10 protein-coding genes are annotated in these 14,454 nt (G+C 72.0%); 3 read left to right on the forward strand and 7 right to left on the reverse strand.

From position 1 onward, the window contains the following. Positions 1 to 123 precede the first annotated feature (123 nt). The 3 genes from TR50_RS28565 (at position 124) to TR50_RS28575 (ending at position 2,773) form a co-directional block, all read left to right on the forward strand. Positions 124 to 714 carry a DUF6114 domain-containing protein gene (locus tag TR50_RS28565; RefSeq protein WP_042428307.1) on the forward strand — a complete coding sequence of 197 codons (591 nt, stop codon included), beginning with the start codon at positions 124 to 126 and terminating at the stop codon, positions 712 to 714. Beyond that, positions 704 to 2,104, forward strand: a complete 1,401-nt coding sequence (locus tag TR50_RS28570) for a hypothetical protein (RefSeq protein ID WP_042428310.1) — start codon at positions 704 to 706, stop codon at positions 2,102 to 2,104. The genes TR50_RS28565 and TR50_RS28570 overlap by 11 nt, the downstream gene beginning before the upstream one ends. Positions 2,105 to 2,182: 78 nt before the next feature. Next, positions 2,183 to 2,773: a spherulation-specific family 4 protein gene (locus TR50_RS28575; protein ID WP_052441428.1), complete on the forward strand. Its 591-nt coding sequence runs from the start codon at positions 2,183 to 2,185 to the stop codon at positions 2,771 to 2,773. Positions 2,774 to 2,850: 77 nt separating this feature from the next. Here TR50_RS28575 and pyk read toward each other — a convergent pair whose 3' ends face one another. The 7 genes from pyk to glgB all read right to left on the reverse strand — a co-directional run. Beyond that, a complete protein-coding gene (gene pyk / locus TR50_RS28580) occupies positions 2,851 to 4,275 on the reverse strand; it encodes a pyruvate kinase (protein WP_042386691.1) in 1,425 nt (474 codons plus the stop codon). A gap of 44 nt (positions 4,276 to 4,319) precedes the next feature. Beyond that, entirely contained in the window at positions 4,320 to 5,552 is a 1,233-nt protein-coding gene (locus TR50_RS28585) for an acetate kinase (RefSeq protein ID WP_042428313.1), read from the reverse strand. Further along, entirely contained in the window at positions 5,549 to 7,696 is a 2,148-nt protein-coding gene (gene pta / locus TR50_RS28590) for a phosphate acetyltransferase (protein ID WP_042428316.1), read from the reverse strand. Before pta ends, TR50_RS28585 begins: the two co-directional genes overlap by 4 nt. 277 nt (positions 7,697 to 7,973) lie before the next feature. Continuing rightward, positions 7,974 to 8,948: a hypothetical protein gene (locus TR50_RS28595; protein WP_042428319.1), complete on the reverse strand. Its 975-nt coding sequence runs from the start codon at positions 8,946 to 8,948 to the stop codon at positions 7,974 to 7,976. 103 nt (positions 8,949 to 9,051) lie between these two features. Next, positions 9,052 to 10,641, reverse strand: coding sequence for an APC family permease (locus TR50_RS28600; protein WP_084701126.1), 1,590 nt, complete (start codon positions 10,639 to 10,641; stop codon positions 9,052 to 9,054). A 255-nt stretch (positions 10,642 to 10,896) separates the two neighbouring features. Further along, positions 10,897 to 12,135: a 3-phosphoshikimate 1-carboxyvinyltransferase gene (aroA, locus tag TR50_RS28605; RefSeq protein WP_042428325.1), complete on the reverse strand. Its 1,239-nt coding sequence runs from the start codon at positions 12,133 to 12,135 to the stop codon at positions 10,897 to 10,899. Between the two features lie 28 nt (positions 12,136 to 12,163). Further along, the coding region (gene glgB, locus TR50_RS28610; RefSeq protein WP_439654251.1) for a 1,4-alpha-glucan branching protein GlgB at positions 12,164 to 14,454 on the reverse strand (2,291 nt) is incomplete at its 5' end.

Raw genomic sequence — 14,454 nt, forward strand, 5'->3', positions numbered from 1 at the left:
CCGGGGGTCGTGCGGGGGGGAGGGCCTGTCCCCTCCCCGCCACACCCTTTCGAGCCTTCCGAACCAACGCGTTCGAGCCATCGAGTTCCACCCCCAACGAGCTAGACCCTTGGGAGCTGCCACGTGACCAGCGCGACGACGACGGCGCAGCCCGATCCGATCAGTGGGTTCTCCAAGGCCCGCCGAGCCTTCCGCGACTGGCGCCGGACCCGCCCATTCTGGGGCGGACTGCTGGTCCTGCTCGCCGCGGGGCCGATCCTCTACTTCCCGTACGCCACACTCAACGTGGGCGCGCTGCGGATCCAGATGGCCACCACGGCCGGCGCGGGCTCGGCCGTCATCGGCCTGCTGCTGATCGCGCTCGGGATCTCGTGCTGGTTCCAGCCGCTGATCCGCGTCTTCGCCGGCATCGCGGCGATCGTGCTCAGCATCATCTCGCTGCCGGTCTCCAACTTCGGCGGCTTCGGCATGGGCCTGATCCTCGGGATCCTCGGCGGCGCGCTGGCGTGCTCGTGGGCGCCGCTGAAGGCGACGCCGGCGGCCCGGGCGGCCGCTGCGGAGCCGGCGGTCGCCGAGCGGACGGCGGAGGCGGACACCCAGGTGGTTCTTCCGACCCAGCAGGCGGGCGAGGCCGACGCGGCCGAGCTGCCGACGGCGATGCCTCAGGCGCAGCAGCCGCAGGAGCCGCAGGAGGAGAGCAAGAGTGTCGAGTGAGAACGAGCAGCAGCCGGCTCGCACCGCCGGGCGTCACGCTGCTCCCCGGCCCACCGTGCGCGGGCGCATCCAGCGCCCCGTCGGTCGCGCCATCGCCCTGACCGCCATGCCGACGGCGCTCCTGATGGGCACGCTGGCGCCGAAGCTGGCCTTCGCCGCCGACGCCGGCCCGAGGATGGCGCCGAAGGCGGTCCCCGCCTCCGCCCCGGAGACGACCGGCTCCGCCTGCACCAAGGGCGCCCCCGGCACGGACACCGGCGCGACGGCGTCGGCCACGCCGAGCGCGAAGACGGCCAAGACCGACAAAGCGACCGTCAAGTCCACCAAGACCGGCGGCTCGTCCACGCCGACGCAGCGCAGCGGCTCCGGCGGGACCGGCGGCGGCTCGGGCTCCGGCGGGACCGGCGGCACGTCGAGCACGGGCGGCAGCGGCGGTGGCACGGGCGGCACGGGCAGTGGCGGTACGGGTACCGGCGGCGGCACGGGCGGCAGCACGCCCACCCCCTCGCCGAGCCCCTCGAAGGGCGGCGGCTCCTCCTCGGGCGGTCTGCTCGGCGGCATCCTGGGCGGTCTGCTGGGCGGTCTCACGGCCCCCACCACATCGACCCCGGCCGTCGTCTCGCCCTCGGCGACGCCCACCATGACGCCTTCCGCGACGCCTGGCGCGGCCTCCGTGGCCCACTCGGTGCGCGCCGCCACGGCGCCGACCGCCTCGGCCTCGCCCTCGGCCACGCCGAGCAGCACGCCGACCACGTCTCCGACCGCGTCCCCGACCCACACGCCGGTCCCGACGGCCTCCGCCTCCGCCACGCCCAGCGCGTCCGCGAGCAGCGACCCGACCAAGCAGTGCGACATCAGCCACCTCGCCGCGCCGCTGGACACCTCGGTCAGCTCGCAGCTCGCCGCCGGCACCATGCCGGTGGAGAAGTGGACGCTGCACTCCTCCGACCTGAAGCTCATCAACACCGAGTTCCACGGCGTCGTCACCATCCCGCTGGCGGACGGCAGCACGGAGCGCGTGCTGAAGTTCACCGCCGAGGAGATCAACATCGGCGACCTGGACATGTCCGCCAACCAGCGCGGCCAGGAGGTCCACGTCCAGGGCTCGCCCGGCTCGACCTCGACGATGCGCGGCGGCACGGTGACGATGTACGTCACCGAGCTGAAGGGCACGATCCTCGCGGCCGAGGGCATCCCGCTGGGCCTGCTGAACATCGGCATCGACCTGACGCCGGACAGCCTGCCGCAGTGGCTCTACAACCTGATCGGCGCCGTGCCGATCCCGCTCACGCTGGAGCTGGGCGATGTGACGGCGATTCAGCAGGGCCAGTTCGGCGGGAACCTGACGATCCCGGGCATGCACCTGTACTACACGCCGCTCGGTCAGTGATTCAGCGACTTCGCTGAGGCCCCCTCCGGTTCGTCCGGTGGGGGTTTCCTCATGCCCGCCCGCGTCGTTGAGCCGGGCGTGAGCGACGACGCGATATCCTGCCCCCTGGTCCCCGCGTACTTCGACCCGAGAGCCGACCCGGCGTCATGGGCGGTCCTGCGGGAGGCCGCGCCCCGCCTCGCCGCGGTGGTGATCAACCCCTCCAGCGGTCCCGGCCCGGCCCCCGACCCGGCGTACGCGGAGGCGCGCGGGGAGCTCGCGCGGACGCGCGTGCTCGGGTACGTGGACACGGACTACGGCCGCCGCCCGCACGCGGAGGTGGTCGCCGAGATCGCGGCCTACCGTCGCTGGTACGGAGTCGACGGCGTCTTCCTGGACCAGACGCCCGACGGTTCGGAGGCCCTGCCGCACTACATCCGCCTCACCATCGCGGCCCGCTCGCTCGGCGCGTCCTTCGTGGCGCTCAACCCCGGCCTCCCGCCCCACCCGGCCTACCTGGACCTGGCGGACGTCGTGGTCACCTTCGAGGGCCCCTGGAGCGACTACGGGGACCGGGCCCCCGACGCCGGCACCCACCTCGTCCACGCCGCCCCGCCGGACGCCCTCGTCCACGGCTACGCCACGCCCGGGCGCCTGCCCAACCCCTGGGCGGTCCTCGGCAGGGTCTAGGTCTCGTGCCTGCCCTGGTGTGCGAAGGCCCCCCGGCGCGGCAGCGCCGAGGGGCTTTCGCAGGTGCCGGGACGGGATCAGTCGCCCGTGGCCAGGTGGTGCACGCGGACCATGTTGGTCGTGCCGACGATCCCCGGAGGGGAGCCGGCGGTGACGATGATGGTGTCGCCCTTGCCGTACTTGCCCTGGGCCATCATCGCCTCGTCGACCTGGTCGACCATGGCGTCGGTGTTGGGGGCCTGCGGGAGCACGAAGGTGTCCACGCCCCAGCTGAGGGCCAGCTGGTTGCGGGTGGAGGTCTCCGGGGTGAAGGCCATGATCGGGATGGGGGAGCGGTAGCGCGACAGGCGGCGCGCGGTGTCGCCGGACTTGGTGAAGGCCACCAGCGCCTTGGCGTTGAGGAAGTCGCCGAGCTCGCAGGCCGCGCGGGCGATGGAGCCGCCCTGGGTGCGGGGCTTGCGGCCGGGGTTGAGCGGCTGGAGGCCCTGGGAGAGCAGCTCCTCCTCCGCCGCCTCGATGATGCGGCCCATGGTCTGCACGGTCTCGATCGGGAACTTGCCGACCGAGGACTCCGCGGAGAGCATGACCGCGTCCGTGCCGTCCAGGATCGCGTTGGCGACGTCGGAGGCCTCGGCGCGGGTCGGGCGGGACTGGGTGATCATCGACTCCATCATCTGGGTGGCAACGATGACCGGCTTGGCGTTGCGGCGGCAGAGCGTGATCAGACGCTTCTGCACCAGCGGGACCTTCTCCAGCGGGTACTCGACCGCGAGGTCGCCGCGGGCGACCATCACCGCGTCGAAGGCCAGGACGATCTCCTCCATGGCGTCCACGGCCTGCGGCTTCTCGACCTTGGCGATGACCGGGACGCGGCGTCCCTCCTCGTCCATGACCTTGTGGACGTCCTCGATGTCCGCGGCGTTGCGGACGAAGGAGAGGGCGACCATGTCGACGCCGAGGCGCAGGGCGAACCGGAGGTCGTCCTTGTCCTTCTCGGAGAGCGCGGGGACGTTGACCGCCGCGCCGGGCAGGTTGATGCCCTTGTTGTTCGAGAGCACGCCGCCCTCGACCACTCGGGTCACCACGCGGGGGCCGTCGACGCTGACGACCTCCAGGGCGACCACGCCGTCGTTGATGAGCACCGGGTCGCCGGGCTTCACATCGCCGGGCAGACCCTTGTAGGTCGTGCCGCAGATGTGCTGGTCGCCCGGGCAGTCCTCGGTGGTGATGGTGAACGTGTCGCCGTTCTCCACGGTCACCGGACCGTTGGCGAAGGTGGCGAGACGGATCTTGGGGCCCTGGAGGTCCGCGAGCACGCCCACGGCGCGGCCGGCTGCCTCGGCGGCCGCGCGGACGTTGTTGTAGCGGTTCTCGTGCTCGGCGTGACTGCCGTGGCTCATATTGAGTCGGGCGACGTTCATTCCGGCTTCGATCAGCGACTTCAGCTGTTCGAATCCGTCGGTCGCGGGACCCAGAGTGCAAACGATCTTGGCTCGGCGCATATGGCTCATCCTATCGGCTTACCTTTCGAGCGCATTCCGCGCATTCAACGCATTTCTGTACTCGGATCCGCGCTCCGACGCACCACGGCGAAGGTCTGCCGGGCGATCTCCAGTTCCTCGTCCGTCGGGACCACCGCCACCCGCACCCGGGAGGAGTCCGTCGAGATCAGCCGGGGCGAGCTGCCGCGCACCGCGTTGCGGACCGAATCGAGCTCGATGCCCAGCGACTCCATGCCCGCGAGGGCGGCCTCACGCACCGCCGCGGAGTTCTCGCCCACCCCCGCGGTGAACGCGATGGCGTCCACCCGGCCCATTACCGCGTAGTAACTCCCGATGTATTTCCGCAAACGGTGGATGTAGATGTCGAAGGCGAGCCGGGCTTCGGCGTCGCCCTCGCCCATTCGGCGCCCGATTTCCCGCATGTCGTTGTCCCCGCACAGGCCCAGCAGGCCGCTGCGGCGGTTCAGCAGGTCGTCGATCTCGTCGACCGTCAGGCCGCCGACACGGTGCAGGTGGAAGACCACGGCCGGGTCGATGTCGCCGGAGCGGGTGCCCATGACCAGCCCCTCCAACGGGGTCAGGCCCATCGAGGTGTCCACGCAGCGGCCGCCCGCCACGGCGGACGCGCTGGCGCCGTTGCCCAGGTGCAGCACGATCACGTTGACCGCCTCGGGCGAGGCGTCCAGCAGCTGCGCGGTGCGGCGCGAGACGTACTGGTGCGAGGTGCCGTGGAAGCCGTAGCGGCGCACCTGGTGGGCGTCGGCCGTGGCCTTGTCGATCGCGTAGCGGGCCGCGTGCTCGGGCATCCCGGCGTGGAAGGCGGTGTCGAAGACGGCCACCTGCGGCAGGTCCGGGCGCAGCTTGCGGGCCACCTCGATGCCCGTGATGTTGGCCGGGTTGTGCAGCGGCGCCAGCGGGATCAGCTCGCGCAGGCCCTCGACCACCTCGTCGGTGATCAGCGTCGGCTCGGTGAAGCGCGTGCCGCCGTGGACGGTGCGGTGCCCGATCGCGGCGAGGCGCGGGGAGTCCAGCCCCAGCCCGTCGGCGGCCAGCTCGTCGGCGACGGCGCTCAGCGCCGAGGCGTGGTCGGGGAACGCCTGGTACCGCTCGCGCGGCGGACGACCGGCCGGCTCGTGCCTGATCAGACCTTGGCCCTCGCCGATCCGCTCGACGATGCCGAGCGCGGGGCGGGCCCCGTCGGCCATGTCGATCAGCTGGTACTTCACCGAGGAGGAACCGGAGTTGAGGACGAGGATCCTCGTGGCGTCGCTGCTCACTTGTGCTCCTCGCTTCGCCGCTGGGCGGCCGCCTGCTGGGCCTGGACCGCGGTGATGGCCACGGTGTTGACGATGTCCTGGACCAGCGCGCCGCGCGACAGGTCGTTGACGGGCTTGCGCAGCCCCTGGAGCACCGGCCCGACCGCGATCGCCCCGGCCGAGCGCTGCACGGCCTTGTATGTGTTGTTGCCGGTGTTCAGGTCCGGGAAGATCAGCACGCTGGCCTGCCCCGCCACCGCAGAGCCCGGCAGCTTGGTCCTGGCGACCGACGGGTCCACCGCCGCGTCGTACTGGATCGGGCCCTCGACCAGGATGTCCGGGCGCTGACCGCGCACCAGCTCGGTCGCCTTGCGGACCTTGTCGACGTCCGCGCCGGAGCCGGAGGTGCCGGTCGAGTAGGAGAGCATCGCCACGCGCGGGCTGACGCCGAAGCGGGCGGCGGTCGCCGAGGACTGGATCGCGATGTCCGCCAACTGCTCGGCGTCCGGGTCCGGGTTGACCGCGCAGTCGCCGTAGACCAGGACCTTGTCGGACAGGCACATGAAGAACACCGAGGAGACGATCTTCGCCTCCGGCGAGGTCTTGATGATCTCGAACGCCGGACGGATGGTCGCGGCCGTCGAGTGCACCGCGCCGCTCACCATGCCGTCGGCCAGGCCCTCCTGCACCATCAGCGTGCCGAAGTAGCTGACCTCGGTGACGACGTCGAGGGCCTGCTCGACGGTCATGCCCTTGTGCCGCCGCAGCTCCGCGTAGACCTCGGCGAAGCGGTCGCGCAGCGGCGAGGTGACCGGGTCGATGATCCGCGCGCGGGCCCGCGCGCCGTCCGCGTCGTCGGCGGGGTCGGCCGTGTCGAAGGTGATGTTCAGCCCGAGCTCGGCCACCTTGCGGCGGACCGCGTCCTCGGAGCCGAGCAGGGTGAGGTGGCAGACGTTGCGCCGCAGCAGCACCTCGGCCGCGCGCAGCACCCGGTCCTCGGCGCCCTCGGGCAGCACGATCTCGCGCAGCGTGCCACCGCGGGCGCGCTCCAGCAGCTCGTGCTCGAACATCATCGGGGTGACCCGCTCGGTGCGCGTCAGCTCGATCCGGTCCGTCAGCTCGGCGGTGTCGACGTGCAGTTCGAACAGGCCGAGCGCGGTCTCGGCCTTGCGCGGGCTGGCGGCGGTCAGCTTGCCCTCCAGCGTGGACAGGTCCATCGCGGTCGGATAGCTGCCCTCCTGGACCGCCAGCACGGGCGTGCCGGGCGCCAGCCGCGAGGCCAGGCCCATCACGTTCGGGCCCGGCGTCTCGCCCAGCGTCAGCAGCACGCCGGCGATCGGCGGTGCGCCGGCGGCGTGCGCGGCGAGGGAGCCGATCAACAGGTCCGCGCGGTCGCCCGGGGTGATCACCAGGCAGCCGTCGGAGAGCGCGTCGAGGAACTTCGGCAGCATCGCCCCGCCGAACACGAACCGCCGCACGTCGCGGGCCAGGCCCGCGGGGTCGCCGAGCAGCACCTCCGCGTGGGTGGCCTCGGCCACCTGGGTGACGGTCGGCGCGGAGAGCGCCGGGTCGTCAGGGATCACGTAGCAGGGCACGTCCGGCCGGTTCGCCAGCCGTCGCGCCACGGCCTGCTTGTCGCTCGGCGCGACCCGGTTGGCGATCATCGCCAGGATGGAGCAGCCGAGGTCGGTGTAGGAGCGGTGCGCGTTGCGGACCTCGTTGACGACCGTCTCCGCGCTCTCGCGGTGCCCGCCGATGACCGGCAGCACGCCGGCGCCGAACTCGTTGGCGAGCCGCGCGTTGAGCGCGAGCTCGTCGGGGATGTTGGTGGACGTGAAGTCCGTCCCGAGGACGAGGACGGCCTCGCAGGCGCGCTCGACCGCGCGGAAGCGGTCCACCAGCAGCCCGACCAGCTCGTCCTGCCCGCGCTCGGCCTGGATCGCGGCCGCCTCGTCGTAACTGAGCCCGTACACGGCCTCCGGCGGGAGATCCACCCGGTACCGCCCGCGCAGCAGCTCCACGACGTGGTCGGCGGAGGCGTGCACGAGCGGCCGGAACAGGCCGACCCGGTCGACGTGCCGGGTCAGCAGCTCCATGACCCCCAGCTCGACGGCCTGTCGGCCGTCCCCTCTCCCGATACCGGTCACGTAGACACTGCGGGCCACCGAGGCACTCCGTTCCGAGTCGCTGTTCGAGCGGCTTCGAGACTACCTTCGCATTTCGGACAGCGGGGCACCCACCCCGGAACTCGGGGCGTGAGAAGCCACCGGCGTGCGGATGGCCCTGCGCGTTCGGGGCTGTACCGGATGGGGGCACCCCCGGGCCGAAGCTCGGGGAGGGTGGCTTGTCGCGCCTACGCGGTGGAGCCGCATGTCGGCGCAGCCTCGCGCCCTGGGCAGACCCGCGCCCCCGGATGGTGCGACGTCCCGCGGGAGCGAAGGCTCAGCCGCCGAGTTGGGTGCGCCAGTGCTGGAAGAGGGCCGTCGGGTCGCCGCAGTAGGACCAGGGGACGCGGGTGGGGCGGTCGCCCAGCTGTGCGCTGATCGCCTTGGCCTCCTGCAGCATGCCCGCGAAGACGAGGCCGTGGAGGAGGAGGTTGAGGTCGGCGACGTCCTGGGCGAGCTCCGTCGGGCCGCGGTGGGCGATCCAGGTGCGCAGGGTGCCGTGCAGGGCCTGGACGGCGACCTCGTGGGTCCAGTGGTAGGTGAGGCCGAAGGCCGCCTCGCCCTCGGCCTCGACGCGGTGGCGGAAGTGCTCGGCGCGCGCGGCCTGGGTCAGCGTGGCCAGCGGGGACCCCTGCGGCGCGAACGCCGCGCTGTCGCGGGCGAAGTTGTACATCTCGCCGTAGCTGCCGTGCCAGCGCGCGGAGAGGTGGCGCAGCACCTGGTGGTGGCCCTCGCGGTTGAACTGGTCGCGGGCCTGGAGTTCGCGCCACCAGTGCCAGACGTGCGGGTGGCCGCCGGCGTACAGGCGGGCCAGGGTCATCAGGGAGACCCACGGGACGGGATCCGTGGCGCTCCGCTCGGCGGCCTGGAGGCAGATCCGGGCGGTGCGGTCGAGTTCGCGCCGGTCCAGCGCGTCCTGACCCGGCGGCGGGGTGCCGCTGCTCTGCGCGACGGAGGCCACGGCGAGGAAGAGGCGCTGCACCTCCGTCTCCGCGCGCAGTGCCAGCGCGTCGGGGTTGGTCGGCTCGGCGACCTGCCAGGTCTCGACGGTGCGGGTGGAGGCCGCGGCGTCGGCCAGCATCCGCATCCGGTGCGTGCGCCGGTCCCAGTCGCGGCCGGTGGCGCGCAGCAGGTCGCGGGCGCCCTGCCAGCGTCCGACGGCGAGGTCCTGCCGGGCGGTGGCGAGATCGGCGTCGCCGAACGTCGGGTCGAACTGTGGTGCGGTGGTGCGGCGTCGTGAGGCGCGGGCCATCTCGGCTCCCCCTGCATGAGTACCGGAACACGGAAACGCGGAAAAGCCGACAACCGGCAGTCGTCGTTGACTGCCGGTTGCGGCTAAAAGCGCTGATGAAGCGTCATAGATCGGTGGCGACGCCGCCGCCGTGCGAGGCGGTGGTCGTCAGCGACGAGCTGCCGAACTCGGCGTCGACCGCGTCGGCGAGCGCGGCGTCGAGGCGGGCGCCGGGGTTGGTGTAGAACTCGCTGCCCTTGGCCCAGTAGATCGCCATCGGGATGACGCCGACGACCAGCGCGCCGAGGCCGATCGCGATCTGGACGCCGGGCAGGTTCATGCAGTTCTCGACGAAGAGGAAGCCCATGAAGATCGCGCCCGCGCCCGGCCACAGGGCCACGAAGACGGTGTTGCGCAGCGACTTGAACGCCACCTTGCGGTAGGCGACGACCACCGCGATGCCGGCCAGCGCGTAGTAGACGCAGATCTGCAGGCCGATCGCGGCGACCGCGTCGTCGAGGATCTTGGTGACCGAGCCCAGCGCGCTGGAGGCGACGAAGAGGCCCAGGGAGATCACCACGATGACGCCCAGCGCGATGTACGGGGTCTGCCAGCGGGTGTGGGTCTTGCCGAAGACGGCCGGGAGGGTCTTGTCGCGGCCCATGGCGAAGAGCGAGCGGCTGATCTGGATCAGCGTCGTCTCCAGCGTGGCGATGGTGGAGAGCACCACGGCCAGCACCATGATCTTGCCGCCCGCGCCCGGCCAGACGGCCTCGCCCAGGGTGTTGAGGAACGGCGCGCCGCCCGCGATGTCCTTCTGGCTGACCATCATGTTGACCGCGATGGTGACGATCTCGAAGAGCGCGAAGACCGCGGCCACACCGAGCAGACCGCCCATGCCGGAGTTCTTCTGCGAGTCGGTGGTCTCCTCGCTCAGGTTGGCGGTGACGTCCCAGCCCCAGAAGTAGAAGGCCGCGACCAGCGCCGCGCCGGCGAAGCCGCTCATGCCGCCGAAGTGCCCGAAGCCCCACAGCCAGGACCACTGGAAGTGCGCCGCGCTGCCGCCGTGGACGAGCGCCGCGATGCCGAAGCCCGCGAGGATCAGCACCTCGATGCCGGTCATGATCCACTGCGCGTGCGCGGTGATCCGGGCGCCGAGCAGCACCAGCAGCGCCATCACCAGGAAGACGAAGGCGCCGACGCCCACGCAGGCCCAGGTGTTGCTGGAGAGCGAGTCCGAGAAGAGGGAGAGGGTGTACTGACCGGCCGGGAGCGAGCCCGCGACCATGAAGATCAGCGCCGAGACGACCAGCGACCAGCCCGCGGCGAAGCCCAGCGCCGGGTGCAGCGCGCGGCCCACCCAGGAGTAGCTCGCGCCCGCGTTGACGTCGAGGCGGCCCAGGTAGTTGAAGGCCCAGGCGATGCCGAGCATCGGGATCGCGCACCACAGCAGCGCGGCGGGGCTGAAGAGGCCGGCCGCGGCCAGCAGGGCGACGGTGCTGGCGGCCAGCGAGTAGGCGGGGGCGCTGCCGGCGATGGCCATGACGATCGTGTCGAAGGTGCCGAGGACGTTGGCCCGCAGGCCGCCTCTTCCTTCGGTCGGGGTGAACTCGCTCAACGGAGGAACCTCTCCTGCGGCGGTCGAGGTGTGGGGAGGGGGCCTCGATCGCCGGCTGGTGGGGACGGGGCGCGTAGGGCAGGTACATGGGGGCATGCCGAACGCACTCAAGCAGGTGTGATCGCGGGCTGGGCAACAGCCTTGTGTCGCCGGTGTTTCCGGAAGCGGGATCGCCGCTCGTACACCTTTGGCTCCAGCGCGTGCCACATGGTGCCGTTAGCGGGCCGAGCCTGGCAATGGTTTGGCGGATTTCGTTTAGGAGGCTTCCTGGAATGCGGATTCAGTTGCCGCCGACGGCTTCCTGATCGGAAACCGTTGCCGTCCCACCTGGTGGACGCCCGAACTCGCGGCTCAGACGCCCCACTCGGCGCGCAGGGCGGCGAGGGCGTCGTGGAAGCCCGGGAACGTCTTTTTCACGCAGCCGGGGTCGTCCAGGGAGATGCCGGGCGTGCGCAGTCCGGTGATCGAGAAGGACATGGCGATGCGGTGGTCCCCGTGGCAGGCGATCTCCACCGGACCGGTCGGCCGGGCGGGCCGGATCTCGATCCAGTCGCGGCCGGTCGTGACCGGGACGCCGAGGGCGGTGAGGTTCTGCTCGCAGGCGGCGAGGCGGTCGCACTCCTTGATCCGGGTGTTGTAGACGTCCTCGATGCGGACCGGCCCGTCCGCGAACGGGGCGATCGCGGCCAGGGTCGGCACGGTGTCGGAGATGTCCCGCATGTTGACGGTGACGCCGCGCAGACGGCCGGTGCCGGTGACGGTCGTGCCCTCGGCGGTGATCGCGACGTCCGCGCCCATCCGTCGCAGCACCTCCGCGAAGCGCAGGTCGCCCTGGAGGGAGTCGGTGCCCAGACCCGGGACGGTGACGGTGTTTCCGGTCAGCGCGGCGGCGGCGAAGACGTAGCTCGCGGTGGAGGCGTCCGGCTCGATCAGGTAGTCCGTCGCGGTGTAGGGGACCGGCGGGACGACGAAGGTGTCGCCCTCGCGGCGGGCCGGGTTGCCGAAGCGGTTCATCATCGCGAGCGTGATCTCCACGTACGGCACGGAGACCAGATCGGTGACGGTGATCTCCAGGCCCTGACCGGTCAGCGGACCGGTCAGCAGCAGCGCGGTGAGGAACTGCGAGGACAGGCCCGCGTCCAGGGTGATCGCGCCGCCCTTGATGCCGTCGGCCTCGATCCGCAGCGGGTGGTGGCCCTCGGCCTGCTCGTGGACCAGGTCCACGCCCAGCTCGCGCAGCGCCTGCGTCAACGGGCCGAGCGGACGGCGGCGCATCTGCGCGGACGCGTCGAAGCGGAACGAGCCGCGCCCGGCGGCCGCGAGCGCCGGCAGGAAGCGGGCGGTCGTCGCGCCGTCGCGGCAGTAGACGTCGGCGGAGGGGACCCCCGGACCGGCCGGGCGCCCCTCGATCGTCCAGACCCCCGGCCGGCGGTCCACCCGGTAGCCGAGGGCGGTCAGGCCCTCGGCGAAGCCCTCCGAGTCGTCGGAGAGCAGCGGCCGGCGCAACGTGGTGGTGCCCTCGGCCGCCGCCGCGAGGTAGAGCGCGCGGGCGGTGACGGACTTGGACCCGGGGATCTGGACGACGGTCATGCGGGTCAGGGTACGGGCCGCGACACGGCTACGCCGGGCTCAACCAGATGGTGGAAAGGGGCGGCAGCGTCAGCTCGGCGCTGGTGTCCCGGCCGTTCCAACCGACCTGCTCGGCCTTGACCGGATCGGGGTTGCCGACCCCGCTGCCGCCGTAGACCTCGGTGTCGGTGTTGAGGATCTCCAGCCACCGCGCGTCCCGCACGTCCGCCCGGACCGTCGGCAGACCGACCCGGAAACCGTGCCGGACCACGGGCGACATGTTGCTGACGCAGACCAGCGGCCGTCCCTGCGTGTCGTAGCGGACGAAGGAGAAGACGTTGTCCTCCGCCGCGCCGCCGTCCAGCCAGGAGAACCCGGCGGGGTCGGAGTCCAGCTGCCACAGCGCCGGTGTGTCGACGTAGAGCCGGTTCAGGTCGCGGACCAGCTCGCGGACGCCCTCGTGCTCGGCGTGCGCGGGCCACTCGGGGTTCAGCACCCACCACTGCGGGCCCTCCTTGTGGTCCCACTCCGCGCCCTGGGCGAACTCGCTGCCCATGAACAGCAGTTGCTTGCCCGGGTGGGCCCACATGAAGCCCAGGTAGGCGCGGTGGTTGGCGCGCTGCTGCCACCAGTCGCCCGGCATCTTGGAGACCAGCGCCCGCTTGCCGTGCACGACCTCGTCGTGGGAGATCGGCAGCACGTAGTTCTCGCTGTACGCGTAGACCATCGAGAAGGTCATCTCGTTGTGGTGGTACTTGCGGTGCACCGGCTCCTTGCTCATGTAGACGAGCGAGTCGTGCATCCAGCCCATGTTCCACTTCAGGCCGAAGCCGAGACCTCCGTGCTGGGTCGGCGCGGTCACCCCCGGCCAGGCGGTCGACTCCTCGGCGACGGTCACGATGCCGGGGCAGCGCCGGTAGACGGTGGCGTTCATCTCCTGGAGGAACCTGACGGCGTCCCAGTTCTCGCGACCGCCGTGCTCGTTGGGCGCCCACTCGCCGTGCTCGCGGGAGTAGTCCAGGTAGAGCATCGACGCGACCGCGTCCACCCGCAGGCCGTCGACGTGGAACTCCTCGCCCCAGTAGACGGCGTTGGCGACCAGGAAGTTGCGGACCTCGGCGCGCCCGTAGTCGAACTCCAGGGTCCCCCAGTCCGGGTGCTCGGCACGACGCGGGTCGGCCGGCTCGTACAGCGGCTCGCCGTCGAAGCAGGCCAGTGCGAAGTCGTCCTTGGGGAAGTGCGCGGGCACCCAGTCGACGATCACGCCGATCCCGGCCTGGTGCAGCTTGTCCACCAGGTGGCGGAAGTCGTCCGGGGAGCCGAGGCGCGAGGTCGGCGCGAAGTAGCCCGAGACCTGGTAGCCCCAGGAGCCGTCGAACGGGTGCTGCATCACCGGCATCAGTTCGACGTGGGTGAAGCCGAGGTCGCGGACGTAGCCGGGCAGCTCGTCGGCCAGCTCGCGGTAGGTCGTGCCCGGCCGCCAGGAGCCCGGGTGGATCTCGTAGACGCTCATCGGCGCCTGGTGGTGCGGCAGCCGGCCACGCGTGGCCATCCACTCGGCGTCGTGCCACTCGTGCCGCGAGGAGGTCACGACCGAGGCGGTCGAGGGCGGGCACTCGGCGTGGCGCGCGAGCGGGTCGGCCTTCTGCAGCATCCGGCCGTCGCGGGTGGCGATCTCGAACTTGTAGGTCGCGCCCTCGCCGATGCCCGGCACGAACAGCTCCCACACGCCGCTCGCCCCGAGCGAGCGCATCGGGTGCGAGGCGCCGTTCCACCCGTTGAAGTCGCCGATGATCCGCACGCCGGAGGCGTTGGGCGCCCACACGGAGAAGGCCGTGCCGTTGACGCCCTCGACCAGCCGCGGGTGCGCGCCGAGTGCCCGCCACAGCTGCTCGTGGCGGCCCTCGGAGATCAGGTGCAGGTCCGTCTCGCCGACGGTGGGCAGGAAGCGGTAGCCGTCCTCCTGCTCGTACTCGGTGCCGGCGTAGGTGACCCGCAGCAGATAGCGGTCCTTGATCGCGTCCTTCGGCAGCAGGCCGGTGAACAGGCCGTCCTGCTGGTGCGTCAGCTCGAAGCGGACCGTGCCGCCGTCGACCACGACCCGCTCGGCGAGCGGGCGCAGCACGCGCACGGCGGTGCCGTACACCGTCTCGTGCGCGCCGAGCAGCCCGTGCGGGTCGTGGTGCCACCCGCCGACCAGCCGCTCCACCTCCCCGGGCGCGAGCGGCGCCTCGGGCGCCGGCCGCACCGCCCCGAAGGCGAGGACCGCCTCCGGCGCGGCCGGCCGGCCGGGTTCGGACACGAGCCCGACGCCGCCCGCTCCGCGCCCCGCGCCCGTGC

Origin of the sequence: Streptacidiphilus anmyonensis (assembly GCF_000787855.1) — a bacterium.
Classification (GTDB): domain Bacteria; phylum Actinomycetota; class Actinomycetes; order Streptomycetales; family Streptomycetaceae; genus Streptacidiphilus; species Streptacidiphilus anmyonensis.

Bases quoted from the DNA above. Each gene is read 5' to 3' on its own strand.
- TR50_RS28595 (WP_042428319.1), bottom strand. From the start codon at position 8,948: ATGGCCCGCGCCTCACGACGCCGCACCACCGCACCACAGTTCGACCCG.
- TR50_RS28600 (WP_084701126.1), bottom strand. From the start codon at position 10,641: ATGCCCCCATGTACCTGCCCTACGCGCCCCGTCCCCACCAGCCGGCGA.
- pyk (WP_042386691.1), bottom strand. From the start codon at position 4,275: ATGCGCCGAGCCAAGATCGTTTGCACTCTGGGTCCCGCGACCGACGGA.
- aroA (WP_042428325.1), bottom strand. From the start codon at position 12,135: ATGACCGTCGTCCAGATCCCCGGGTCCAAGTCCGTCACCGCCCGCGCG.